The sequence below is a fragment of the Hoeflea prorocentri genome (genome assembly GCF_027944115.1).
Taxonomy (GTDB): Bacteria; Pseudomonadota; Alphaproteobacteria; order Rhizobiales; family Rhizobiaceae; genus Hoeflea_A; species Hoeflea_A prorocentri.
The window spans coordinates 97,620-122,079 of the sequence record NZ_JAPJZI010000001.1 but is presented as its reverse complement, the minus strand read 5'-3'; the positions used below and the strand labels follow the sequence as shown (position 1 = coordinate 122,079).

Below are 24,460 nucleotides of genomic sequence, written 5' to 3'. Positions count from 1 at the left end.
AGGCTGATGCGCTAACGCGGCAGCGTGGTCTTGCCCATGAGTTCCTTGTCGACATCGTGCGCGGCCTGCCGGCCTTCACGAATTGCCCAGACAACCAGTGACTGCCCGCGGCGCACATCGCCCGCCGCCCAAAGACCGTCCACGGACGTGCGGTAGTCGGTTTCGTTGGCTTTCACGAAGGTCGAGCCGCGCCCGTCCACGCCGATGTCGAGCCGCTCGCCCAGATCCTTGAGCACGCCGTTTTCGAACGGCCCGCGAAAACCGATGGCGATGAAGGCAAGATCGGCCTTCAGAATAAACTCCGTCCCGGCGACGGGTTGTCTCTTTTCATCGACCTGACAACACTTCACGCCGGTCAAAACGCCATTTTCACCGACAAACTCCAGCGTGCCCACCTGAAATTCCCTGACTGCGCCTTCGGCCTGCGATGACGATGTACGCATCTTCGTTGCCCAGAACGGCCAGACAGCCAGCTTGTCCTCACGCACCGGCGGCTGCGGCCGAATATCAAGCTGCGTAACCTTGACCGCACCCTGGCGGAAGGCTGTCCCGATACAGTCGGAGGCCGTGTCGCCGCCGCCAACCACAACCACATGCTTGCCGCTTGCCAGGATGGGGTCGGACGGCCAGCCAACGTTGTCGACGCTCTCACGGGCGACGCGCTTGTTCTGCTGGACAAGGTAAGGCATCGCATCGTGCACACCGGTCAGTTCAACGCCCGGAATACCGGCATCACGTGGTTTTTCCGAACCACCGCAATAGATCAAGGCGTCGTGCTCGGCATTCAGTTCGTCAACTGACTTATCTGCGCCAACATGCACACCATAGTGGAAGACGACCCCCTCGCCCTCCATCTGCTCAACCCGCTTGTCGATAAAGTGCTTTTCCATTTTGAAGTCGGGAATGCCGTAGCGCAGCAGGCCACCGGCGCTGCTTTCGCGCTCATAGACATGAACCTCATGCCCGGCGCGGGCAAGTTGTTGGGCAGCGGACATACCTGCCGGCCCGGAGCCGATAACACCGACCGATTTACCGGTCTTGATATCGGCCGGTTGCGGTACGATCAGACCCATCTCATAGGCCTTGTCGGCCAGGGCTTGCTCCACGGTTTTGATCGCAACCGGAATATCCTCAAGGTTCAGCGTACACGCTTCCTCGCATGGCGCCGGACAAATCCTGCCGGTGAACTCGGGGAAATTATTAGTCGAATGCAGGTTGTGGATCGCCTCTTCCCAGTTGCCGTTATAGACAAGGTCGTTCCAGTCCGGGATCTGGTTGTGGATCGGACAACCCGTTGGCCCGTGGCAGAATGGAATGCCGCAATCCATGCAGCGTGCGGCCTGCTTGACCACTTCGGATTCAGACATGGGAAGGCTGAATTCCTTGTAGTGCCGGACGCGGTCCGACGCAGGCTGGTACTTGGCGACCTGGCGGTCAATCTCCAGAAATCCGGTTACCTTACCCATTTGCGTTCCTATCCAAATCCCGTTCGTTGGCCTAGAGGTTCCGCCTATTCCGCGGCAACCCCCATACGCATGCGCTCCATCTCCTCAAGTGCCCGGCGATACTCAATCGGCATGACCTTGCGGAACTTCGGGCGATAGTCTGCCCAGTTTTCCAGAATATCCTGGCCCCGCTGCGAGTTGGTGTAGTGCACATGATTGGCAATGAGCTGGTAGAGCCGTTCCTCATCATGCTTGGTCATGTCGTCGGAAACGTCCACGCGGCCCTTATGGTCCAGATCACCACCATGATGGTGCAGCTCTTCCAACATGTCGTCCTCTTCCGGAACGGGCTCGAGCTCGACCATCGCCATGTTGCAGCGCCGGGCAAAGTCTCCCGCCTCGTCAAGTACATAGGCCACACCGCCCGACATGCCAGCGGCAAAATTGCGTCCCGTCTCGCCGATGACGACAACAATACCGCCGGTCATATACTCGCAACCGTGATCGCCGACACCCTCGACAACGGCAATGGCGCCGGAGTTGCGAACGGCAAAGCGTTCGCCGGCCACACCGCGGAAATAACATTCACCTTCAACGGCTCCGTAAAGAACGGTGTTGCCGACAATGATCGACTCTTCCGGAACGATACGGCTTTCCTCCGGCGGGCGCACGATGATACGGCCGCCGCAAAGGCCCTTGCCGACATAGTCGTTTCCATCGCCGATCAGGTCGAAACTGACGCCACGCGAGAGAAATGCGCCGAAAGACTGGCCGGCGGTCCCCTCAAGCTTGACTGAAACCGTGCCGTCGGGGAGACCTTTGTGGCCATAGCGCCGCGCAATCTCGCCGGAGAGCATGGCGCCCGCCGATCGGTCAACATTGCGGATCGCGGTCTCGATCGACACCGGCGTCTTGGATGCGAGCGCCGGCTTGGCCTCGGCGATCAGCTTGCGATCCAGAATATCGTCAATCGGATGATCCTGACGCTGGGTCCAACGGATGTCCTCCTTCCCGGCTTCAGGTTTGTGGAAGATGTTGCTGAAATCCAGGCCGTTCGCTTTCCAGTGGCTGATCATCCGGTCCTTCTCCAGAAGGTCCGACTGGCCGATGATGTCGTCCAGCTTGCGATAGCCCATCTTTGCCAGAAACGCGCGCACTTCCTCGGCAACAAAGAAGAAATAGTTGATGACGTGTTCGGGCGTTCCCTTGAAACGCTGACGCAAGACCGGGTCTTGTGTTGCGATGCCTACCGGGCAGGTGTTGAGATGGCATTTGCGCATCATCAGACAGCCGGCGGCAATGAGCGGCGCGGTGGAAAAACCGAATTCATCCGCGCCGAGCAATGCCCCGACGATCACGTCGCGCCCGGTTCGCAAACCGCCATCGACCTGCAGCGGAACACGCGAGCGAAGCCCGTTCAGCACCAGGGTCTGGTGGGTTTCAGCAAGTCCCATTTCCCAAGGCGATCCGGCATGTTTGAGCGATGTCAGCGGTGACGCGCCGGTCCCGCCGTCATAGCCGGAAATGGTGATATGGTCCGCACGCGCCTTGGCAACACCTGCCGCCACGGTGCCGACGCCGACCTCTGAGACCAGTTTGACCGAGATATCCGCGTCGCTGTTGACGTTCTTCAGATCGAAGATCAGCTGCGCCAGATCCTCGATGGAATAGATGTCATGGTGCGGAGGCGGCGAAATCAGCCCGACACCCGGCGTCGAATGCCGGGTCTTGGCTATTGTCGCATCGACCTTGTGACCGGGAAGCTGCCCGCCCTCGCCGGGCTTTGCGCCCTGCGCGACCTTGATTTGTATCATGTCGGAGTTGACCAGATACTCCGTGGTCACGCCGAAGCGTCCGGAGGCCACCTGCTTGATGGCGGAACGTTCCGGGTTCATCGACCCGTCAGGCAACGGCATATAGCGATCGGGCTCTTCGCCGCCCTCGCCCGTATTCGACTTACCGCCGATCCGGTTCATGGCAATTGCCAAGGTGGTGTGCGCCTCCCGGCTGATCGAGCCGAAGGACATGGCGCCGGTGGAAAACCGCCGCACGATCTCCGCCGCCGGCTCGACCTCGTCAAGCGGCACGGGTTTGCGTCCGTCTTCCTCGGCTTCAATAATCCTGAAGAGGCCGCGAATCGTGTTGAGACCTTCCGCATGCTCATTCACAAGCTGAGCGAATTCCTCATATTTGTCGGCAGCATTGCCGCGCACTGCATGTTGCAGCATCGCCACCGAATCCGGCGACCAGGCATGGTTCTCGCCGCGCATGCGATAGAGATATTCCCCGCCGACCTCGAGCGCGGTCGTCAGCACCGGATCGTCGCCGAAGGCCTGCGCGTGGCGCACATGGGTCTCAATCGCGATCTCGCTGAGCCCGATGCCCTCAATCGTCGTCGCGGTACCGAAGAAATACTTGTTGACGAATTCGCCGGAAAGGCCGACGGCATCGAAAATCTGAGCGCCGCAATAGGACTGGTAGGTGGAAATCCCCATCTTCGACATCACCTTCAAGAGGCCCTTGTCGATGGCTTTGATATAGCGATGCACCACCTCGGTTGCGTCAACCACCGCCGGGAACTCACCGTTCTGATGCATGTCTGCAAGCGTATCGAACGCAAGATAAGGGTTGATCGCCTCAGCCCCGTAGCCGGCCAGCACCGCGAAATGATGCACTTCCCGCGGCTCGCCCGATTCAACCACAAGGCCGACAGACGTGCGCAGCCCCTTTCGGATCAGGTGATGATGAACAGCCGCCGTCGCCAGCAGCGCCGGTATGGCGATCCGGTTGACCGACAATTGCCGGTCCGAGAGGATGATGATGTTGTAGCCGTTATTGACTGCCTTTTCCGCCCGCGCGCACAGCGCATCGAGGGCTTCGCTCATATGGTCGGCGCCACTGTCCTCACGATAGGTGATGTCCAGTGTCTTGGTCTGGAACTGATTGTCAGAGATATCGCCAATCGCCCGGATTTTTTCCAGGTCCTCATTGGTCAGGATCGGCTGGCGCACTTCAAGGCGCCTGCGCCCGGCAAGTCCCTTCAAGTCAAAAAGGTTGGGCCGCGGGCCGATGAAAGACACGAGGCTCATGACGGATTCTTCGCGGATCGGGTCGATCGGCGGATTGGTCACCTGAGCGAAGTTCTGCTTGAAATAGGTGTAAAGCAGCTTGGTCTTGTCGGACATGGCTGAAATGGGCGTGTCCGTTCCCATGGAGCCGATCGCCTCCTGACCGGTTGTCGCCATCGGCGACATCAGCAATTTCAGGTCTTCCTGAGAATAGCCGAAGGCCTGCTGCTGATCGAGCAGTGATGCGCTGGAATGGCCCGTGGCGCGGCCTGAAACAGGCATGTCTTCCAGCACGATCTGCGTGCGGTCCAGCCAATCGCGGTAGGGATTGGCGTTTGCCAGCTCACGCTTGATCTGCGCATCCGAGACGATGGCGCCTTCTTCCATATCGATGAGCAGCATCTTGCCCGGCTGAAGCCGCCATTTGCGCACGATGGATTTTTCGTCCACCGGCAATACGCCAGCCTCGGACGCCATGATAACCCTGTCGTCATCGGTCACGATATAGCGGGCGGGCCGCAAGCCGTTGCGGTCAAGCGTCGCGCCGATCTGACGGCCGTCGGTAAAGGCAACGGCGGCCGGCCCGTCCCAAGGCTCCATCAGCGCCGCGTGATATTCGTAAAACGCCTTGCGGTCTTCATGCATCAGCTTGTTGCCGGCCCAGGCTTCCGGGATCAGCATCATGACGGCATGGGCAAGCGAATAGCCGCCCTGAACCAGGAATTCGAGCGCATTGTCGAAACAGGCCGTGTCGGACTGTCCTTCATAGGAGATCGGCCACAGCTTGCTGATGTCGTCACCGAAGAGCGGCGACGTCACCGAAGCCTGGCGCGCCGCCATCCAGTTGACATTGCCGCGCAGCGTGTTGATTTCGCCATTGTGGGCGACCATGCGATAGGGGTGCGCCAGCTTCCAGGACGGAAACGTATTGGTCGAAAAGCGTTGGTGAACCAGCGCCACGGCCGACTGAAAACGCTCGTCCGTCAAATCCTTGAAATAGGCGCCGACCTGATAGGCCAGGAACATGCCTTTGTAGACAATCGTCCGGCTCGACAGGGAAACGATATAAAAGCCGTTGTCACGCCCGTCCGTTTCCTCAAAAATCCGATTGGAGATCACCTTGCGCAGAATGAACAGGCGACGCTCAAAGTCCGCTTCCGATTGCACCTCATCACCGCGGCCGATGAAAACCTGCCTGTGGTGGGGCTCGGTGGCGGCAATATCGGGCGCTTTGGACAGCGACGAATTGTCGACCGGCACGTCACGGTAACCCAGGAGCACCTGCCCCTCGGCGGCAACGACTTCTTCGACAATCTTCTCAATATGCGCGCGCAGCTCTAGGTCCTGCGGCATAAAGAGATATCCGGCCGCATAGTGCCCGACATCCGGTAGCGTGATGCCCTGCTCGGCCATGTTTTCAGCAAAAAAGGCGTGCGGGATCTGAACCAGAATGCCCGCGCCGTCACCCATCAGCGGATCCGCCCCGACCGCACCGCGGTGGGTCAGGTTTTCCAGCATGAACAGGCCGTCCTTGATGATCTGATGGGACTTTTGACCCTTCATATGGGCGACAAAACCAACACCGCAGGCATCGTGCTCATTGCGCGGGTCATAAAGCCCCTGCTTCTGCGGGAACCCGGCCGTGCGCGCACGTTTCGCCGTCAGTGCCGGGCGTTGCGCAGCTTTAGCCTTTGATGGCGTCTTGTCCGTCATCTCGGTTCCTCCTGTCGTTGCCTCGCGACCTGCCGGTTTTCGAGGCGACTTTACTGTCCGTGCCGGTTTATAGAATTCCGGTACAGGTTTTTCACGCGGCAAATTTAAGCAATTAGCCGATTTTCGGCATTTTACGGCCCGGGCATCCGGTCACAAAACACCGCGCGCACAGGCCGGCTCCGGATTTTTCCAATAAAATCCGATTGTTGCCCGTGCTACGACAACAACCGGCGCGTCAAAGCCGCGCGCATGCTGCTATCGCGACCGCTTGTGCGGTCTTTGCGGATACCGACACCGGATTCGGCTACGGTCACCCAATTAGGACAGTATGGCTGTCCTATTTTTAACCCTGTATGCCAGAAACAACCGAGGTGAGCAAGATGGCCCCGCCATTTTTATGGCTCACGGGGTCAGCAAATTGCCAAAACCGCTGATACCGCGAAAGATTGTTTCGCAGTCCGGGAGGCTTTGCTTGCTTTATAACCAGAGGCGGAACAGCACCGCTTTGCGCCGCTATCATTCCATGCGAGAAACTGCAGCATCAGGACAACATCACGGAACCGAAAAACACCATGCAATTTTCTTCAGACAATTGGGCCGGAGCCCATCCACGCATCGCCGAGGCCCTCACCCGGCACGCTGACGGATTTGCCCAGGCCTATGGCTTGAGCGAACAGGACAGGAAAGTGGAACAGCGGTTCGGCGAATTGTTCGAGCGTGACGTTGCGGTTTTTTTTGTCGGCACCGGCACGGCGGCAAATTCGATATCGATGGCCGCCGCCAACAGGCCGGGAGGCGTCGCCTTTGCTCATCGCGAAGCACACCTGATTGAAGATGAGGGCGGCGCGCCACAAATGCTGACACCGGGGGCACGGATCGAACCGGTTGACGGCGACCATGGCCGGCTCGATCCGGAAGAGCTTGATGCCGCGATCCGCCGCTTCCCGGCGCAGTTCATCCATGCCGGTCAGCCGATGGCCGTCAGTATCTCGCAATCCACGGAAATCGGAACGGTCTACGAAGCCGCTCAGGTCGATGAGATTTCAGAAATCTGCCGCCTCCACGGTCTCCCGCTTCACATGGATGGTGCGCGCTTTGCCAACGCGATGGCGGCACTTGGGCAAAGCCCGGCCGAAATGACCTGGAAACGCGGCGTCGACATTTTGTCTTTCGGCGGCACCAAAAATGGCTGCTGGTGCGCGGAAGCGATCGTCGTTTTTAATCCGGACCTCGCGCGCGATCTGCCGTTCCTGCGAAAGCGCTCGGCACATATCTTCTCGAAAAGCCGTTTCATGGCCGCCCAGTTTGAAGCCTATTTCGAAGATGACCTGTGGGTCACGCTCGCCTCCCATGCGAACACAATGGCCAAGGAACTGCAGACGGCTATTGCAGAATCACAACATGCGCGCCTGGCGTGGGAAAGCCCTGCCAACGAAGTCTTCGCCATTATGGACCGCAGCACCTTCGACAGGCTCCAGGCGGCAGGGGCCGGTTTCTATGAATGGAAGACGCCCCATTTCGCAAAACAACTGATTGGCGAAAACGAATTGATCACGCGTCTGGTCACCGGATTCGCGACGACGCGTGATCATGTCCGGGAATTCGCCGCCTTGCTGGACCAGGATAGCCCGGCTAACCTGTAGAGGTTTTCGCCGTCAAAGGCCGAAAAACGGATCATTTGGCACATGTTTGAGGCGGGTCCGGAGGCGTAACGCACCCGTCACGCGCCGGTTTCAGGAGATAACACGCTGTTGATTTCCAATTTACCCGCACTTTGCCGACACTTAAGCCATTCCGGTCCGAGCCGGTGTTTAGAAGTTTCGTTACATGAACTGCAAACTCTCAAGGAGAATTCCATGTCCAAGAAAACGATCGTCAGCGCATCAGCAGTTGCCGGAGCGGTTGCCATGGCACTGTCGGGCGCAAGCCTCATGGCGACAACCACAGAAGCCTCCGCCAAGGAAAAGTGCTACGGCGTATCTTTGGCCGGTAAGAACGATTGCGCGGCCGGCCCTGGCACGACCTGCGCCGGCACATCGACGGTTGACTACCAGGGCAATGCCTGGACGCTGGTGGATGACGGCACATGCCTGACCATGGCCCTGCCAGGCGACCGCAAGGGTTCGCTTGAGCCGCTGGACCGCGACCTGCCGGCATAAGACCTTGTTCGTGTAAACTCGCACCGGCCGCCCAAGCGTCTTGGGCGGCCGGTGCGCCTCAGTGAAGCGGAGACAATAATGACACAAAGCCCTGCCTGGAAGGATGGCGACAGCCGAGCCCGCTTCACACACAAAACTGTTCCCGCCCGCGCCGGCGCCGGTTTGAAATCAAACCACATCGACCAGATTCTGCGGGACGATTACCGCATTGGGTTTCTTGAGGTTCACGCGGAAAACTATATGGGCGAAGGCGGCGCACCGCACAGGGCACTGACGGCAATCCGCCAGTCCTTCCCGCTCTCCGTCCATGGTGTCGGCCTTTCGATCGGCAGCGAACACGGCCTCGATGCTGATCACATTGCGCGGCTCAAAGCCGTCGTAGATCGCTATGAGCCCGGCCTCGTGTCGGAACACCTTGCTTGGTCCACCCACGACAACAGCTATTACAATGACCTGCTGCCCGTCCCTTATGACCGGACAACCCTGAACCGCGTTTGTGACCACATCGATCAGGTGCAGGAGGCTCTTGGCAGAAAAATCCTCCTGGAGAACCCGTCGACCTATGTACAATTTGAACAATCGTCCATGAGCGAGACGGATTTCATCTGCGAGATCGCGAAACGTACCGGCTGTGGTCTGCTTTTGGACATCAACAATGTGTTCGTGTCGGCCACCAACCATAAATACCGTCCGCTCACCTATCTGTCGGAGTTCCCGCTCGAAAAGGTGGAAGAGATCCATCTTGCCGGCCATGCCGGCGACACCGATGATGAAGGCGAGCTTTTGCTGATAGATGCCCATGACCGCCCTGTCGATGACGAAGTCTGGAAACTCTATGATATTGTGATCGGTCAGATGGGGCCGGTCCCGACCCTGATCGAGTGGGACAACGATGTTCCCGAGTGGCCGGTCCTGAAGCGTGAAGCCATGCGCGCCGATGAGATTCTGGAACGCCGAGCCTCGAGCTACATGCTGGGAAGCCGCCATGCCGCAGCCGGATAACGACGCGCCTACGGAAAAGGCGGACCGCCCGGTCCCGCTTGTCCGGTTTTCTGAAGCCCTTCTTGATCCCGACCTGCCAAAACCTGAAGGAATTATCGGACCGCAAGGAAAGAACGCGGTCAAACGCTTCAATGTCTACCGCAACAATGTGACCGTCGGCCTGATCAATGCGCTGGCCGATATCTATCCAGCTGTGCACAGGATTGTCGGCGACAGGTTTTTCCGCTCCATGGCAAAAATCTATGTTCAGACGGAACAACCCTCATCACCTCTGCTTTTTCGCTACGGGGCCGGTTTCCCGGCGTTTTTGGAAACGTTTGAACCGGTTCGCGAACTGGTTTACCTGCCGGATGTCGCGCGCTTGGAGCGCAAATGGCTGGACGCCTTTCACGCCGCCGACAGGCCGGTCCTTGGTGCTGAAGAGCTTGCAGCCGTCGCGCCGGAGGATCTGGCGCTGCAAAGCTTTGCGCCCCACCCGGCTGCACATATCATTCGTTCGCCCTTTGCGGCTGTGTCGATCTTCTCGGCCAATCGGGCCGGAGAAGACCCGTCCGGCATCAAGACGGGCATCGCCGAGGACGGGCTGATCACCCGGCGGGAATTCGATGTGGAAGTTCGCCATTTGCCGCCGGGCGGCGCGGCATTTCTGCAAGCGCTGATCAGCGGACAAACGCTTGGCGGGGCAGCCGGAGCGGCAGCCGCCGAAGCTGAAGACTTCGACCTTGCCGCCGCCATAACCGCCATGCTTGAGGCCGGCGTATTTTGCGGCCTTGCGACAGACAAGAAAACAGAAGAGAGCATTTCAGATGACATCGTTGATTGACTTGTTACGCCGGATTCATGATGGCGTGTTCGACACCGTGGAACGGCTGACGGATGGCTGGTTTCTGGGGCTTCTTTCGCGCTTCATCATCGCGGCGACCCTTTACACCTATTATCTGAATTCTGCTCTCACTAAGGTCGGGGACGGTTTTGGCGGCTTTTTCGAAATCTCGGACGGTGCCTATATACAGATCGCGGGCAAGGCTTTCGAGGCGGCAGGCTACGACACAGCAGCTCTGCCGTTCACCACGCACCTCATGGTTTTTGCCGGCACCTATGGCGAGTTCATCCTGCCGATCCTCGTCATTCTTGGCCTCTTTGCGCGGGTGGGGTCCGTTGGGATGATTATCTTCATAGTGGTCCAGACCTATGTCGATGTGACCGCCCATGGCGTCGCTCTTGGCACGCTGTTCGATGGCCAGCCCGGTCAGATCATCGACCAACGGCTTTTCTGGATCTTCCCGCTTATCTATGTTGCCCTGAAGGGGCCGGGCCTGGTGTCACTCGACACAATCGTTTCGCGTTGGTGGAGCGGGCGACGTCTGGCCTATGCCTGAGCCGGCGGATCGGCAAACAAAAACGGCGCCCTGGGGCGCCGTTCCTTTTTCAGCCTGATTTGGCTCAGGCAACCGTTTCGGCTTCGATCTGCTTGGCAGCGCCAACAGAATTGTCGGCCGTGATTTCAATGCGGCGCGGTTTCATGGCTTCCGGAATTTCCCGGACGAGATCCACATGAAGCAGGCCGTTTTCGAGCTTGGCGCCTTTGACTTCAACATATTCGGCGAGCTGGAAACGGCGCTCGAACGTGCGCTTGGCAATTCCGCGGTATAGAAACTCGCCTTCACCGCCATCCTTGTTGTCGGACTTGTCGCCCTTGACCGTCAGCACATGCTCACGGGCTTCAATCGACAGGTCGTCTTCACCAAAACCGGCAACGGCCATAGTGATCCGGTAGGAATTGTCTCCGGTTCTCTCGATATTATAGGGCGGATAGGTCTGGCTCTGATCCGGCTGGGCAAGGCTGTCCAGCATGGTAAACAGGCGGTCGAAGCCGACGGTGGAACGGTAAAGGGGTGAAAAATCGACATGACGCATGGTCTTGTCCTCCATGGAGCGACAGTTTGCATTTGGCTTTTGATGTCCCCGCTACCGGGCGGACATTCAGCCAGCAGGCCCGTTTTGGCACCTGCAGACTATAGGTAGGAGCTCGATTTCACTGTTTCAAGACACGACGGAAGGGCTAAAATCAATGCAGTTTTCGCCTATTGATCCTTGATTGCAACGCCTTGCCGCGCTTGAGGCTGTAGTGACTATTTAACCTTTGTGCCGGTTTGTCCGGATGTGTTCAGGATCGGTATGTGAGGAGGAAGGACATGCGGGTGCATATTCGACAACAAACGGGCCGATCATGGGCAAATCCTTTTGGCACGAGGCCCATTTTGTCTCTGGACGTCGTTGCAAAATGCTTGAAGTGGCCTGCACTACGGCGCATTTTGCGCCTGGCCAGAAACAAAACGGGCCACGCTGGCGCATAGGTTAAATAGTCACTACAGCCTGAGGAAACATGGATAAAAAAGCTCCGATCAGCACCTGTGCGATTCACGACACGCCGGACAACCCGGCTCCGAAGAACGCAACATCGGGATTTTTCGAAACAGGCGACGGCAAGCGGCTGCGTTACGCCCTGTTCCGATCCGAGGTTACGAGAGCCAAGGGCACTGTTGTCCTGCTACAGGGCCGCAACGAAACCATAGAAAAGTATTATGAAACCATCCGCGACCTTACCGAGGCCGGCCTTTGGGTCGCCACCTTCGACTGGCGCGGTCAGGGCGGTTCCGAGCGCCTGCTGCAAGGATCGAACGCCGGCCATGTCCAGCGCTTCGCCGATTATGAGAGCGATCTTGAGTATTTCCTTGAAAACATCGTCTTGCCAGACACCCGCCTTCCTTTTTTTATCGTCGCGCACTCAACCGGCGGCCTGATTGCGCTGTCGGCCGCCCCACGCCTTGCCAACCGGGTCGAGCGCATGGTGCTCACCTCGCCATTTGTCGGCATGCATCCGGGTAAATATGACGGAACGGTATTGCGCTTGCTTGTGCGGGCCGCGAGCCTGATCGGATTGGGCCGAAAATCAACAACCGGGACAAAGCAGCGAAATCTCACCTTTGAGGACAACGCGCTGACATCGGATCGGGCGCGGTTCAATCGCAACCGGGCCATCTATGACGTATGCCCTGATTTCATATTGGGCGGCCCGACTTTCCGCTGGCTGGCTGAGTCCTTCAAGACAATGAAGCGGATCCACGATCCGGCTCATCTTGCGTCTGTCCGGATCCCGACACTCATCTTCGGCGCCGGTGCGGATTCGATTGTCCCCATTCAGGAGATCGAACAGATCGCATCGCATTTTCGCGCCAGCGAACTGATCACGATCGACCACGCCAAACATGAGCTGTTCCAGGAAACCGATATCTACCGCGAACAGGTCCTTGCCGGCATCAGGGCCTTTCTTCCCGGCGAAGCCTGACCTGTCTAACCGTTTAGCAGTTCCAGGGCCTCGGCATGCACTGTTCGGCTGCCGGCAGCTATGATGTTGCCGCCCTGCTCCGGACGCCCGCCCTGCCAGTCGGTCATCACTGCGCCGGCCGCTTCCAATATCGCAATCAATCCACCTACATCATAGGCCTGCAGGCCGTTTTCAATGACGAGATCCGCATGTCCGGCGGCAACCAGCGTGTAGGCGTAGCAATCGCAGCCGTAGCGAAACAGGTTCACCCGCTCTTCAACCGCGCGGTAAAACGGAAACTCTTCCGGCAGGAACAGATGCGGCGACGTCGTAAACAAGGTCGCGGCCGACAGGTCGCCGCAGTCACGCGCGTGGATCGTGCGCTGCCCGTCCGGACCCCGGTAGATTGCTCCGTTTTGATCGGCGAGATAACGCTCGCCGGTAAAAGGCTGATCCATCAGGCCCGCGATGGAGCGCCCGTTCCGATAAAGGCCGATCAGCGTGCCCCAAACCGGTAGACCCGAAATGAATGCGCGCGTGCCGTCTACCGGGTCGATGACCCAAACATATTCTGCATCCAGCCCCTCGCTGCCATACTCTTCGCCCATGATGCCATGGTCGGGAAAGTTTTCCTTGATCAATGCACGGATCGCCGCCTCTGCGGATCGGTCTGCCTCCGTAACAGGATCAAAACCGCTCTCAAGCTTGTTGGTCACGGCGGCGTTGGTTCGGAAACGCGGCAGGGTTTCCTTTGCGGCGGCATCGGCCAGCTCATGAAAAAAGTCCAGATCAGGCTGCATATAAGTGTCCCAGGCGAAGGTTCGGCATGATGTTGCCCCGCAGCGATATGGCAAAGGGCGACGATTTTCTAGCTTTTGATGAAGATGGGTTTATGTTGCGCCTGCGAAAAAAATCTGTTCATCCCTTGACTTTTGTGCAGCGCAGCAATACATTCGCGATGCAGCCAAATTGCTGCAAATGCCCTTATTGGGCGTTTCCTCCCTAGATTTGACCGCTCCATATGGCGCGGTCTTTTTTTTGGATAATCGCGACGACGGGTGCCTATTCGGCGGCCAGCGCAACATCACTGAAGTCGCTGGCGAAATAGTCGGTTACAAGGCTCATGAAGCGGATCAGGTCGGCGCGCAGCTCCTCAAAACCTTCCGTCTTCTCAAATGTCTGCTCATTGACGTAGAGACCACGGTTGATTTCAATCTGAATGGCATGCAGACCTCGCGCCGGACGTCCGTAGTGTTCGGTGATGAACCCTCCGGCATAGGGCTTGTTGCGCGATACCGTATATCCAAGATCCTGAAGGATGGAGACCGCCAGTTGTGACAGGGCTTCCGTCGCGCTTGTACCGTAACGGTCACCGATCACGAAGTCCGGCCGGTTTTTATTGCCGGATTGGGCACTCGCCGGCATGGAATGGCAGTCCACCAGCACACCATAGCCGAAACGCGCATGGGTTTTGACCATAAGGCGGCGCAGCCGGTCGTGATAGGGACGGTAGAGCCGGTCGATGCGCTCAAGCGCATCCTCGATCGCAAACCGTTTCCTGTAGATTTCCATGTTTTCCGCCACCAGCTTCGGGATCGTGCCCAGGCCGCCGGCCACCCGCATGGAATTCGAATTGACAAAGGGCGGGATACGGCCCTCGAACATGCGCGGATCAAGCTCGTAGGGCTCACGGTTCACGTCGATAAAGGCGCGCGGAAAATGCGCCGCAAGCAGCGGTGCGCCAATCTGCGGAGACGCGTCGAAAAGCTGGTCGACATAATAGTCTTCCGAACGCCGGATAGAATGCCGGTCGAGGCGGGAATTTGACAGGAAGGCATCCGGATAGACACGGCCGCTATGCGGAGAATTGAAGACAAACGGAACGGTTTGAGTGGCTGGCTGGCGTATCTCAAACGGAGGGTGATCGGAAAAAGCGTCCTCGATCAATGGATTGCCTCCGAGTTACGCCCTATGCCGGTCACGCCCATATTCCTCCAAATCACGCCCTATTTGATATGTTGCCAGTTGAAAGCGGCCAAGTCCATAGATCGTACGGCGGTTGGCGCTATCGTGAGCGGTTGTCATAAAAAAACATGTCAAAACCATATAAAATGTGGCGTGCCAGCGACGCAAATTCACCCGATATTTACCTCGTCAGGTTTGAATGGGCCAACCCTGCGTGGTAAGCGCAGTCCCGATGAATCCCCAAAAACGGGGCAGATACGGCCTGTTCTGTTCAACCCGGCGAGCGCAAAGGGTACAGGCACAGGATGGAAGGGCATGAGGAGCGGTATGAAAATACTACTTGCTGAAGACGACAACGACATGCGTCGTTTTCTCGTCAAGGCACTGGAAAAGGCGGGATATGCCGTCCAGTCCTATGACAATGGCGCAAGCGCCTATGAACGCCTGCGCGAGGAGCCGTTTTCACTGCTGCTTACCGATATCGTCATGCCGGAAATGGACGGCATCGAACTGGCGCGCCGCGCAACCGAGCTCGATCCGGACCTGAAAGTCATGTTCATCACCGGCTTTGCCGCCGTTGCGCTGAACCCGGAATCAAATGCCCCGAAGAACGCCACGGTCCTTTCCAAGCCGTTCCATTTGCGCGACCTCGTCAACGAGGTTGAAAAGATCCTCCAGGCCGCATAATTATCCGCTCAATCGACCGAATGAGGCTTGACCACCGCGCCCCTTTTATGGTGTATGCGGCCGGTCGGATGGGCGGTTAGCTCAGCGGGAGAGCACTACGTTGACATCGTAGGGGTCACTGGTTCAATCCCAGTACCGCCCACCATCAGTTTCCATCGATATTCATAAATGTGCGACCGCGTTTTGTGGTCCATATGCAGCGCCTTATTGCCGCAGTCCGGGTCTGTTACTCTGTCGTGAGACATAAGTGACCGCAATACACGCAGCAGCAATTGACTTAGCTGTGTTATACTCCACATCGAATCATGTTGCCCTTGACGAACCGTCGGCATGTGGGTGGGCAAGTTGGATTCAACGGTTCCCTGGTCAGGCGAAGATGCCCCGGCGCCGCGTGCGCTGCAGTGCAATCTGTTTTCAACTTGAGTTGATTCGCCAAATACGAAGACCGGCACCACATATTACTTTGATACCAGGGCGACAATTTGGGGAGACGACCAAGGCACTAGGAAAGGACGAGGATCATGGACGTGTTTTCTCTGCATTCCGAGGTTTACGACCGAACCAAGGTGGAAGAGATGACCTTGCAGGACTATTTGCTGGCCTGCCGCGACGACCCGGCCATGCGGGCAACCGCAGCCGAAAGAATGATCACAGCAATCGGCGAACCCGAGTTGATCGACACCAGTCAGGATCAACGACTGAGCCGCCTTTTCCTAAACCGGACCATAAAGCGATACCCCGCCTTTGCCGAACTCTACGGCATGGAAGAAACGATCGAACGCATCGTCGGCTTCTTCCGCCACGCATCGCAGGGTCTGGAAGAACGCAAGCAGATCCTTTACCTGCTCGGACCCGTCGGCGGCGGCAAATCGACCGTCGCGGAAATCCTCAAGAAACTGATGGAGCACGAGCCCATCTATGTCTTGAAGGCAGGCGACGAGATCAGCCCGGTTTTTGAATCCCCCATGGGTCTTTTCAGCCCCGACCGGATGAGCGATCTGCTGGAGGATAAATACAATATTCCAAGACGCCTGCTGACCGGTCTGATATCGCCCTGGGCGGTCAAGCGCCTCGACGAATATGACGGCGACATCTCAAAATTCTCCATCGTCAAGCTGTATCCTTCCAAGCTGCGCCAGATCGGCGTTGCGAAGACGGAGCCGGGCGACGAGAACAACCAGGATGTTTCTTCTCTCGTCGGCAAACTCGATATACGCAAGCTGGAGCATCTCAGCCAGAACGATCCGGACGCCTACAGCTATTCCGGTGGCCTGAACCGGACCACACAGGGCATGCTGGAGTTCGTCGAGATGTTCAAGGCGCCGATCAAGGTGCTGCATCCGCTGCTCACCGCGACGCAGGAAGGATCCTATGTCGGCACCGAAAACATCGGCGCATTCCCTTATCACGGCATCATCGTCGCCCACTCCAACGAGGCGGAATGGCAGCAGTTCCGCAATAACAAGAACAATGAAGCCTTCCTCGACCGCATCTCCGTGGTCAAGGTGCCCTATTGCCTGAGCGCCACCGAGGAAGCGCTGATCTATAAGAAGCTGCTCGGCGGAAGCGCCTTGCGCGACGCCAAATGCGCACCGGAGACGCTCGACATCATGGCGCGCTTCAGCGTGCTGACCCGCCTGCATGATCACGAGAACTCGACGCTGCATTCCAAGCTGCGCATCTATGACGGCGAAACGCTGAAGGATACGGACCCCAATGCGAAATCTTTGCAGGAGTACCGCGATGTCGCAGGCGTCGACGAGGGCATGACCGGGACATCGACCCGCTTTGCCTTCAAGGTGCTTTCCGAGACCTTCAACCACGACACCGAGGAAATCGCCGCCGATCCTGTGCACCTGATGTATGTGCTCGAACAGGCGATCAAGCGCGAGCAGTTCAGCGACGAGGTCGAAGGCCGCTATCTGGAATTCCTCAAGGCCGATCTGATGCCGCGCTATGCGGAATTCATCGGCCACGAGATCCAGAAAGCCTATCTGGAATCCTATTCCGACTACGGCCAGAACCTCTTTGACCGCTACATCGCCTACGCCGACGCCTGGATCGAGGAACACGACTACAAGGACCCGGACACCGGACAGATGTTCGACCGCGAAATCCTCGACCAGGAACTGGCCAAGATCGAAAAGCCCGCCGGCATCACCAATCCGAAGGACTTCCGCAACGAAGTGGTCAAATTCGTGCTGCGTGCGCGGGCTGAGAATCAGGGCAAGAACCCGGACTGGCGCAAATACAAGAAGCTGCGCGGTGTGATCGAAAAACGCATGTTCGGACAGGTCGAGGATCTCCTGCCGGTGATCAGCTTCGGCGCCAAGCGCGACAAGGAAGCCGACGCCAAACACCATGAGTTTGTCGAGCGCATGATCGAGCGCGACTACACAAGGCGACAGGTGCGCCGTCTGGTCGAGTGGTATATGCGCGTCAACAAGGCGGGGTAGCCACATGGGACATTTTGTCGACCGGCGCCTGAATCCGAAGGACAAGAGCCTCGGCAACAGGCGACGGTTCCTCAAGCGTGTGCGCAACCACGTCAAGAAGGCCGTCGACGAGGCGGTCCGCACCCGCGAGATTGCCGATGCCGATCGTGGCGAGCAGGTGATCGTGCCGGCAGACAGCATTGCCGAGCCGAATTTCCGCCACTCGCGCAAGGCCGGAACCAGGGACTATGTCTCCAGCGGTAACAAATCCTTCCGCGCTGGCGACAGGATCAAGAAGCCGCCCGCGGGCGGTGCCGGAGAAAGCGGTAAACAAGGCTCCGACGGCGGTGAAGGCGAGGACGAATTCCTGTTTGTCCTGTCCCGTGACGAGTTCCTCGATATCTTCTTTGAGGACATGGAACTGCCAAATCTGGTCAAGCGCGGCCTCAAGCAGATCGAGGTGACCAAACCTTACCGCGCCGGCTTTTCCGTCACCGGCTCGCCCTCAAATATCAATGTCGAGCGCACCATGCGCAATGCGCTCGGACGCCGCCTGGCACTCAAACGCCCGAAAGATGCGGAAATCAGGGCATTGCGCGAAGAGATATTCCGGTTGGAGAAAGTCTCGCGCCCGACAAAAAAACAGCGTAACGAATTGTCGACGCTGCACGACCTCCTTGAGGATCTGTTGAAGCGCCAGAAGGTCATTTCCTACATCGACCCGCTGGATGTGCGTTACAACTATTTCGAACAGCGTCCGGAACCGCGCGAACGGGCCGTCATGATCTGCCTGATGGATGTTTCGGCATCCATGGGCGAGCGCGAAAAGGACCTCGCCAAGCGGTTCTTCGTTCTGCTCCACCTGTTTTTAAGCCGACGCTACAAATCGATCGACCTCGTTTTCGTACGCCACACGCACAATGCCCAGGAAGTGGATGAGGAAACCTTTTTCTACGCCCGCGAAACCGGCGGCACGGTTGTCAGCACGGCCCTGGTTGAGGCGCAGCGCGTTATAGAGGAGCGCTATCCGCCATCCGAATGGAACATCTATATCGCCCAGGCATCGGACGGCGAGAACTATTCAGGCGACTCAAAAAAATGCGTCGAAATCCTCAACGAGAACCTGATGCGCAACTGCCAGTATTTCGCCTATGTCGAAATTGTCGAAGAAGCCGAAGCCGAGTTCCTCAACAGCGAGGAAAACGGCATCGAGCTGTGGCGCGAATACCGCCGCGTCGCAAGCCGGTGGCCGAATTTCGCCATGAAACGCATTTCCCGGCCAGCCGATATCTATCCGGTCTTCCGGGAGCTCTTTGCCAAAAAACCGGTGGATGCCCATGGCAGCTAGAACGGCCCGCAAGAAAAAGCCCCTGTTCGACGGTGCGGACTGGACGTTCGACACGCTGCGTCAGACCTATGATGCGATTGAAAAGGTCGCGCACAGCGATCTGAAGCTCGATACATACACCAACCAGATCGAGATCATTTCGTCCGAACAGATGCTCGACGCCTATTCGTCCATCGGCATGCCGCTGATGTATCGCCACTGGTCCTTCGGCAAGCATTTTGTCAGCAACGAGGTGCATTACCGAAAGGGCGCGATGGGCCTTGCCTATGAGATCGTCATCAATTCCGATCCCTGCATCAGCTATTGCATGGAAGAAAACACCATGGCCATGCAGACGCTGGTCATGGCGCACGCCGCCTTCGGACACAATCATTTCTTCAAGAACAACCACCTGTTTCGCCAGTGGACGGATGCAGCCGGCATTCTCGACTACCTGGAATATGCTCGTAGCTATATCAGCCAGTGCGAGGAACGGCACGGCGTGAGCGAGGTGGAGCGCATTCTGGATGCCGCCCACGCGTTGATGCCGCACGGCGTTTTCCGATACCGCAGACCGCGCCAACCGTCACTGCGCGAGGAAGAGGAGCGCCGCAGGGAAAGGCGCGAACACGAGGAGCGCACCGTCAACTATCTGTGGAATTCCGCGACGGACCCTGCCGATACGGCCAGAGCCGACGCAGGGATGCGGGAGCGCAAGCGGGAGCTTCACCTGCCGGAAGAAAACCTTCTCTACTTCCTCGAGCACTACAGCCCGGTTCTCAGACCATGGCAGCGCGAGGTGCTGCGCATCGTCCGCAACATTGCGCAATATTTCTACCCGCAGAAACAGACCAAGCTGATGAATGAGGGCTGCGCCACCTTCGTGCATTTCCACATCGTCAACGCCATGCATGAAAAAGGCCTGCTGACGGACGGCGCCCTTCTGGAAATCCTCCACAGCCATACCAATGTGCTGTTCCAGCCGGACTTCGACGATCCGCGCTTCAGCGGCATCAACCCCTATGCTCTGGGCTTTGCCATGATGCGCGACATCCGGCGCATCTGCGAGGAGCCGACGCCGGAAGATCATGAATGGTTCCCCGAGATTGCCGGAGCAAAGGACTGGAAAAACGTTCTGAAGGAGGCCTGGGCCAACTATCGTGACGAATCCTTTATCCAGCAGTTCTTGAGCCCGTCCGTTATCCGCCAGTTCCGCATGTTCGCAATTGCCGACAAGGCGGAAGATCCGTTTTACACGGTGACCGGCATTCACGACGAACGCGGCTTCCGCAAGGTACGCGACGCCTTTGCCCAGAACCACGACCTATCAACACTGGAGCCTTACATCCAGGTCGTCGACGTCGACCTTCTGGGTGACCGCCAGCTCATGCTTCAACACACAAAGCGCAACGGTGTTCCATTAGAGGAAGATCAGAAGATCGCGACGCTCGAACATCTTGAGCGCCTTTGGGGATTTGAAGTGAAGCTCGAGGAAATCGTTTCCTGATTCAGCCGTCCGTTTTTCCAGCGCCGAATTCCGCCTCAAGCCGCTCTTCAAGCTTGACGAGGTCCTCCGGTAGCGGCTGGCCTGTCGCGCGCAGCCTGTTTAGCTCCAGGCGGATTTGTCCCAGCAGCTCGGTCGCATCCTCCGGCTGGTTTTCCATCTCGACAAAAAGCATGTTGATGCGCGTGATCAGGTCTTCAAAAGCCATAGGGCGGTACCTTTGTTGTACGGTTGACCGGTTGATAGCACACATCCATCGGACATTGTTTGACCCGCGTCAATTGTCCCTTGTCGGCAGCGGGTCCGTTACCTTCAGCATCTCAAGCTCCGAAACCTGATCCCACCACCGGCTGAGAGCATGGTAGGCGCGAAGGGCTGTCTTGCCTTCCTCGGCCCGGACAAAATAGTCCATCATCGGTGCGAGATGACAATCTGCAAGAGTGATGGCGCTGCCATTGAGAATCTGCCCTTCGTCCGCGACACCGTCGAGGAATGCCAGGACTTTTGACGACTTCTCAAGACCCGAGGCAATCTCATCGGTATCCGGAGCCTGCCCATCAAGCGGCTGAAAGACACTCTGCGCAAAGACCTGTCTGACCATGGGCCAGTAACCATAATGATCGATGACAGCGATCAGTTGATCCATCCTGGCCAGACCGACCGGCGTTTCAGGGTGCAGTGACGGGCCGTCAAAGGCCCGGTCGACATAGCGCGTGATCGCACCTGTTTCGAACAGGCTGAACGTGCCGTGCGATAAAACGGGAACAAGGCCGAACGGGTGCAGCCTCAGATAGTCTGCGGACAATTCCGCGAACGGATTGACCTCGGCCGTCTCGTAGCGGACTCCTTTGCAATGAAGCGCCAGCCGGGCGATCCGGTTGTAGACGCTATATCGGTATCCATGCAGGCGCACAGGATCAGTCATCGAAACCTCGATCTGTCTTTCTCGGCGTGAGGATAGCCGCAAGACCCGGCGCATACAAAAGGCCCCGTCGGGTTTTCTCCAACGGGACCTTTCGATTAGAAGCGGACCGTTTCTATTTTTTGGTGATGCGGTCCGTGACCTCGGGCTTGTAGGCTCCACCGGCGGCCAGATAGTCGGCCACCACGACCTCAAGGCCGGGCCCATAATCATAGGCGTTCATCGCATCGGTCTTGAACATCTTGTAACCGTCGCCGCCATTGCGGACATAGTTGTTGGTCACGACGCCATAGACCTTGCTCGGATCGATCGGCTCATAGCCGCTGTCACCCGCAACCATCACATTGACGATGCGTTTGCCGGGCTCGGCCGCCGGATCCCAGGTAAATTTCATGCCTGCGACCTGCGGGAAGCGGCCTGCGCCGTCTTCAACCTGGCTGACGCCGTTTTCCAGCGCGTCGAGCATGCCCTGCCCCTTGATCTGGAAGGTCGAGAGCGTGTTCTGGAACGGTAGAACCGTGAGCACCTCGCCCATGGTGATCTCGCCCTTGTCGATCGAGGCTCGAAGCCCGCCACCATTCTGAAAGGCGATCTGGATGCCCTGGTTCTTGACCCGGTCGAGCATGGCGTCGGTGACCAGATTGCCCATCGAGCATTCCTCGGCGCGGCAGACCGCACGGTCGCCGACAATCACATCGTCGGCCTGCGCCACGACCTTGGCCTTCAGGCTCTCGATTGGACCGCCAAGATCCTTGACCCGGGCAAGGATCGCCGCATCCGGTTCGACCGACGAATCGAGCAGTATGGTATCCCCGCTTGCCTCGGTGAGATTGCCGTCATCGTCGAAGGTCAGCTTCAGATCGCCGACATATTTGGAATAGGCATAGGCCTGAACGATCGGCACATCCTTGCCGTCCGGTCCCTTGACCATGGTCGGATAGGACGGCGCGCCTTCGACACTGTTGGAAAGCAGCGTATGGGAATGCCCGCCGACAATCGCGTCAAGACCGGGCACGGCGGCGGCGATTTCCTTGTCGCGGTTCAGCCCCACATGAGTGAGCGCGATGATCTTGTTGACGCCTTCGGCCTCAAGCTCTGCGACTTTCTTCTTCAGATGTTCGATCTCGTCCTCGAACTTGATGCTCGGGCCCGGGGACGATGTTTCGTCTGTATCCGTCGCCAGAACCGAGACGATGCCGATCTTCTCGCCGCCGACATCAAGCACCGTATGCTCAGGCACGCGGCCCGCAAGCAGATTGTTCCCCGAAACATCTGTGTTGCCGGATATCACCGGCACCTCGACATTGTCGAGGAAGTTGGACAGCATTTCCGGACCGTCGTCGAACTCATGGTTGCCGACGGCCATGGCGTCGAAGCCGATCGTGTTCATGAACTCGGCAGCGGCATCGCCCTTGTAGGTCGTATAAAAGAGCGAACCCTGGAACTGGTCGCCCGCGTCGAGCACGATGACATTGCCGCCTTCGGCATTCACCGCATCGCGCAACTCGTTGATCTTTGTTGCAACGCGCGCAACGCCGCCGAAGCATTTACCTTCCGTTTCGTCTTCAGCATTGCAGGTGGAATCATATTTGTTGATCGATTCAATGCGGCTGTGCAGGTCATTGATATGGATGATATTCAGCGTGTAGTCGGCAAGCGCCGGTCCGGCCGCAAGGGCAAAAACCGAGCTGGCGAGTAAAAGCCGGGAGAGTTTCATCGGGGGGAGCCTCCTTATTTTTGATCTTTAAGCCGGAATGCTAACCGAGCCCATCCCCGAACGCCAGTTTGAAGTTGTGATGGTTTTGTAATCATCGCCTGCTGAAAACCGTAGGCGTGAAAAAACCGGCTTAATAGGATTGTCATTGGAACAAAAAAAGAACATGATTGCGTGCAAGTCAGAAAAGCGCCCGTTTGGCGAGCACAGACGATGGCATCAATTGCGAGATTTAGCAGGACACCTGGAACCTTGAGAGCTGTAGACGAAGCATATCCGCGCATAATACCTTTGTGGGTGCCGGCAATCTGCTTTTTGGCTGTCTCTTTTTTGGCATACTGGGAGAACAGCAAGATCTTGTACGCTCTATACAGGTCCGAGCATGTAAATTATTATACCCCTCGTTTTTTAGATATATTTTTTTCTATATATATATCTACCGCTTTTTTTGTATTTATCTCAATTGTAACACGTTCAAAATACTATAAATATGCATTCTGGAGTTGTTTTATTTTAAATATATTAACTTCGGCGATCATGTTCGGTGTGTTTTTTGTAGAAAGTGCGGTACGGCATTGGCATGAAAATGAGCTCAGGTTCATACTGACTTTAATTTGTTTGATTTCAATTATCCCGCTGAATGCATTTTATCGGTCGAGAACCGCAAAATTGCGGCGCACGAATTGAACTGAAATATGTTCAGGGTCGACCGACACACGGCAATCAAAACAACAAATGACGGGCGAAAACTGAACGCCATGATCAATACAAATGCGCAACTGATTTGCGGGACGCATCGATGAAATCACAGGAGTCCAAACAGGCAATCGCGAGCAGACGAACCATATGGCTCCTATGCGCAACCCTCTTCTTTCTGTCGTGGGTTTCATATTGGTACAACTTCGACGTTCCATCACTCTTATCAGGTGTTGATCGGGTCAGGTATCCGGAAAGATACGAAATTCTGGAAGCAATTCTAGATCTAAATCTTCTTATTAATATTACATTTTCAATCTTATTTATATTTCGAATTAATAAACTTCATTATATTGCTTTCTTTATATTTACAATATTTAATATATTTTTTCTAATAATATCATTATTTGTGATTTTTATATACAAATATGATATGTATTGGGATTTTGACAGTGAAAGAATTATTTTTAATTCTATAGTTGTTTTTATTTCTTT

Annotated in this window: 18 protein-coding genes and 1 tRNA gene; 11 read left to right on the top strand and 8 right to left on the bottom strand. The window is 57.0% G+C overall.

Features of this window, described 5'->3' with window-relative positions; all coding sequences use genetic code 11:
- Positions 1-11: 11 nt before the first annotated feature.
- Positions 12-1,466 carry a glutamate synthase subunit beta gene (locus OQ273_RS00555; protein WP_267988526.1) on the bottom strand — a complete coding sequence of 485 codons (1,455 nt, stop codon included), beginning with the start codon at positions 1,464-1,466 and terminating at the stop codon, positions 12-14.
- Positions 1,467-1,510: 44 nt separating this feature from the next.
- Positions 1,511-6,226 (bottom strand): glutamate synthase large subunit, encoded by a 4,716-nt coding sequence (gltB, locus tag OQ273_RS00550; RefSeq protein WP_267988525.1) that lies wholly within the window; start codon positions 6,224-6,226, stop codon positions 1,511-1,513.
- Between the two features lie 572 nt (positions 6,227-6,798).
- On the opposite strand from gltB, the gene OQ273_RS00545 reads away from it, so the two are divergent.
- The 5 genes from OQ273_RS00545 (at position 6,799) to OQ273_RS00525 (ending at position 10,766) form a co-directional block, all read left to right on the top strand.
- Positions 6,799-7,869 (top strand): threonine aldolase family protein, encoded by a 1,071-nt coding sequence (locus OQ273_RS00545; RefSeq protein WP_267988524.1) that lies wholly within the window; start codon positions 6,799-6,801, stop codon positions 7,867-7,869.
- 213 nt (positions 7,870-8,082) lie between these two features.
- Entirely contained in the window at positions 8,083-8,385 is a 303-nt protein-coding gene (locus OQ273_RS00540; RefSeq protein WP_267988523.1) for a BufA1 family periplasmic bufferin-type metallophore, read from the top strand.
- A 78-nt stretch (positions 8,386-8,463) separates the two neighbouring features.
- Entirely contained in the window at positions 8,464-9,387 is a 924-nt protein-coding gene (gene bufB, locus OQ273_RS00535; protein WP_267988522.1) for an MNIO family bufferin maturase, read from the top strand.
- Positions 9,371-10,210, top strand: a complete 840-nt coding sequence (locus OQ273_RS00530) for an HvfC/BufC N-terminal domain-containing protein (RefSeq protein ID WP_267988521.1) — start codon at positions 9,371-9,373, stop codon at positions 10,208-10,210. Before bufB ends, OQ273_RS00530 begins: the two co-directional genes overlap by 17 nt.
- Positions 10,194-10,766 carry a DoxX family protein gene (locus tag OQ273_RS00525; RefSeq protein ID WP_267988520.1) on the top strand — a complete coding sequence of 191 codons (573 nt, stop codon included), beginning with the start codon at positions 10,194-10,196 and terminating at the stop codon, positions 10,764-10,766. Before OQ273_RS00530 ends, OQ273_RS00525 begins: the two co-directional genes overlap by 17 nt.
- Before the next feature lie 64 nt (positions 10,767-10,830).
- On the opposite strand, the gene OQ273_RS00520 is transcribed toward OQ273_RS00525, so the two are convergent.
- Positions 10,831-11,304, bottom strand: a complete 474-nt coding sequence (locus tag OQ273_RS00520; protein ID WP_267988519.1) for an Hsp20 family protein — start codon at positions 11,302-11,304, stop codon at positions 10,831-10,833.
- Between the two features lie 469 nt (positions 11,305-11,773).
- Here OQ273_RS00520 and OQ273_RS00515 point away from each other — a divergent pair, with 469 nt between their 5' ends.
- Positions 11,774-12,736, top strand: coding sequence for an alpha/beta fold hydrolase (locus OQ273_RS00515; protein WP_267988518.1), 963 nt, complete (start codon positions 11,774-11,776; stop codon positions 12,734-12,736).
- A gap of 5 nt (positions 12,737-12,741) precedes the next feature.
- On the opposite strand, the gene hisN is transcribed toward OQ273_RS00515, so the two are convergent.
- Both hisN and OQ273_RS00505 read right to left on the bottom strand, forming a co-directional pair.
- Positions 12,742-13,515 (bottom strand): histidinol-phosphatase, encoded by a 774-nt coding sequence (gene hisN, locus OQ273_RS00510; protein WP_267988517.1) that lies wholly within the window; start codon positions 13,513-13,515, stop codon positions 12,742-12,744.
- Between the two features lie 262 nt (positions 13,516-13,777).
- Positions 13,778-14,659, bottom strand: a complete 882-nt coding sequence (locus tag OQ273_RS00505) for an N-formylglutamate amidohydrolase (RefSeq protein WP_425493401.1) — start codon at positions 14,657-14,659, stop codon at positions 13,778-13,780.
- Positions 14,660-15,007: 348 nt separating this feature from the next.
- Here OQ273_RS00505 and cpdR point away from each other — a divergent pair, with 348 nt between their 5' ends.
- The 5 genes from cpdR to OQ273_RS00480 all read left to right on the top strand — a co-directional run bounded on the left by cpdR (position 15,008) and on the right by OQ273_RS00480 (position 20,636).
- The gene (gene cpdR, locus OQ273_RS00500; RefSeq protein ID WP_267988515.1) at positions 15,008-15,367 is read left to right on the top strand and encodes a cell cycle two-component system response regulator CpdR; all 360 of its coding nucleotides are present in this window, start codon (positions 15,008-15,010) and stop codon (positions 15,365-15,367) included.
- Between the two features lie 70 nt (positions 15,368-15,437).
- Positions 15,438-15,512, top strand: a tRNA-Val gene (locus tag OQ273_RS00495).
- A 376-nt stretch (positions 15,513-15,888) separates the two neighbouring features.
- Complete coding sequence (locus OQ273_RS00490; protein ID WP_267988514.1) at positions 15,889-17,823, top strand: PrkA family serine protein kinase; 1,935 nt, start codon at positions 15,889-15,891, stop codon at positions 17,821-17,823.
- A gap of 4 nt (positions 17,824-17,827) precedes the next feature.
- The gene (locus OQ273_RS00485; protein ID WP_267988513.1) at positions 17,828-19,150 is read left to right on the top strand and encodes a YeaH/YhbH family protein; all 1,323 of its coding nucleotides are present in this window, start codon (positions 17,828-17,830) and stop codon (positions 19,148-19,150) included.
- Positions 19,134-20,636, top strand: coding sequence for a SpoVR family protein (locus tag OQ273_RS00480; RefSeq protein WP_425493312.1), 1,503 nt, complete (start codon positions 19,134-19,136; stop codon positions 20,634-20,636). The genes OQ273_RS00485 and OQ273_RS00480 overlap by 17 nt, the downstream gene beginning before the upstream one ends.
- A gap of 1 nt (position 20,637) precedes the next feature.
- On the opposite strand, the gene OQ273_RS00475 is transcribed toward OQ273_RS00480, so the two are convergent.
- From OQ273_RS00475 to OQ273_RS00465, 3 genes are all read right to left on the bottom strand, one after another.
- The gene (locus tag OQ273_RS00475) at positions 20,638-20,841 is read right to left on the bottom strand and encodes a hypothetical protein (RefSeq protein ID WP_267988511.1); all 204 of its coding nucleotides are present in this window, start codon (positions 20,839-20,841) and stop codon (positions 20,638-20,640) included.
- Positions 20,842-20,910: 69 nt separating this feature from the next.
- Positions 20,911-21,558, bottom strand: a complete 648-nt coding sequence (locus tag OQ273_RS00470) for a glutathione S-transferase family protein (RefSeq protein WP_267988510.1) — start codon at positions 21,556-21,558, stop codon at positions 20,911-20,913.
- A gap of 112 nt (positions 21,559-21,670) precedes the next feature.
- Positions 21,671-23,272, bottom strand: a complete 1,602-nt coding sequence (locus OQ273_RS00465; RefSeq protein WP_267988509.1) for a bifunctional metallophosphatase/5'-nucleotidase — start codon at positions 23,270-23,272, stop codon at positions 21,671-21,673.
- Positions 23,273-24,460 lie beyond the last annotated feature (1,188 nt).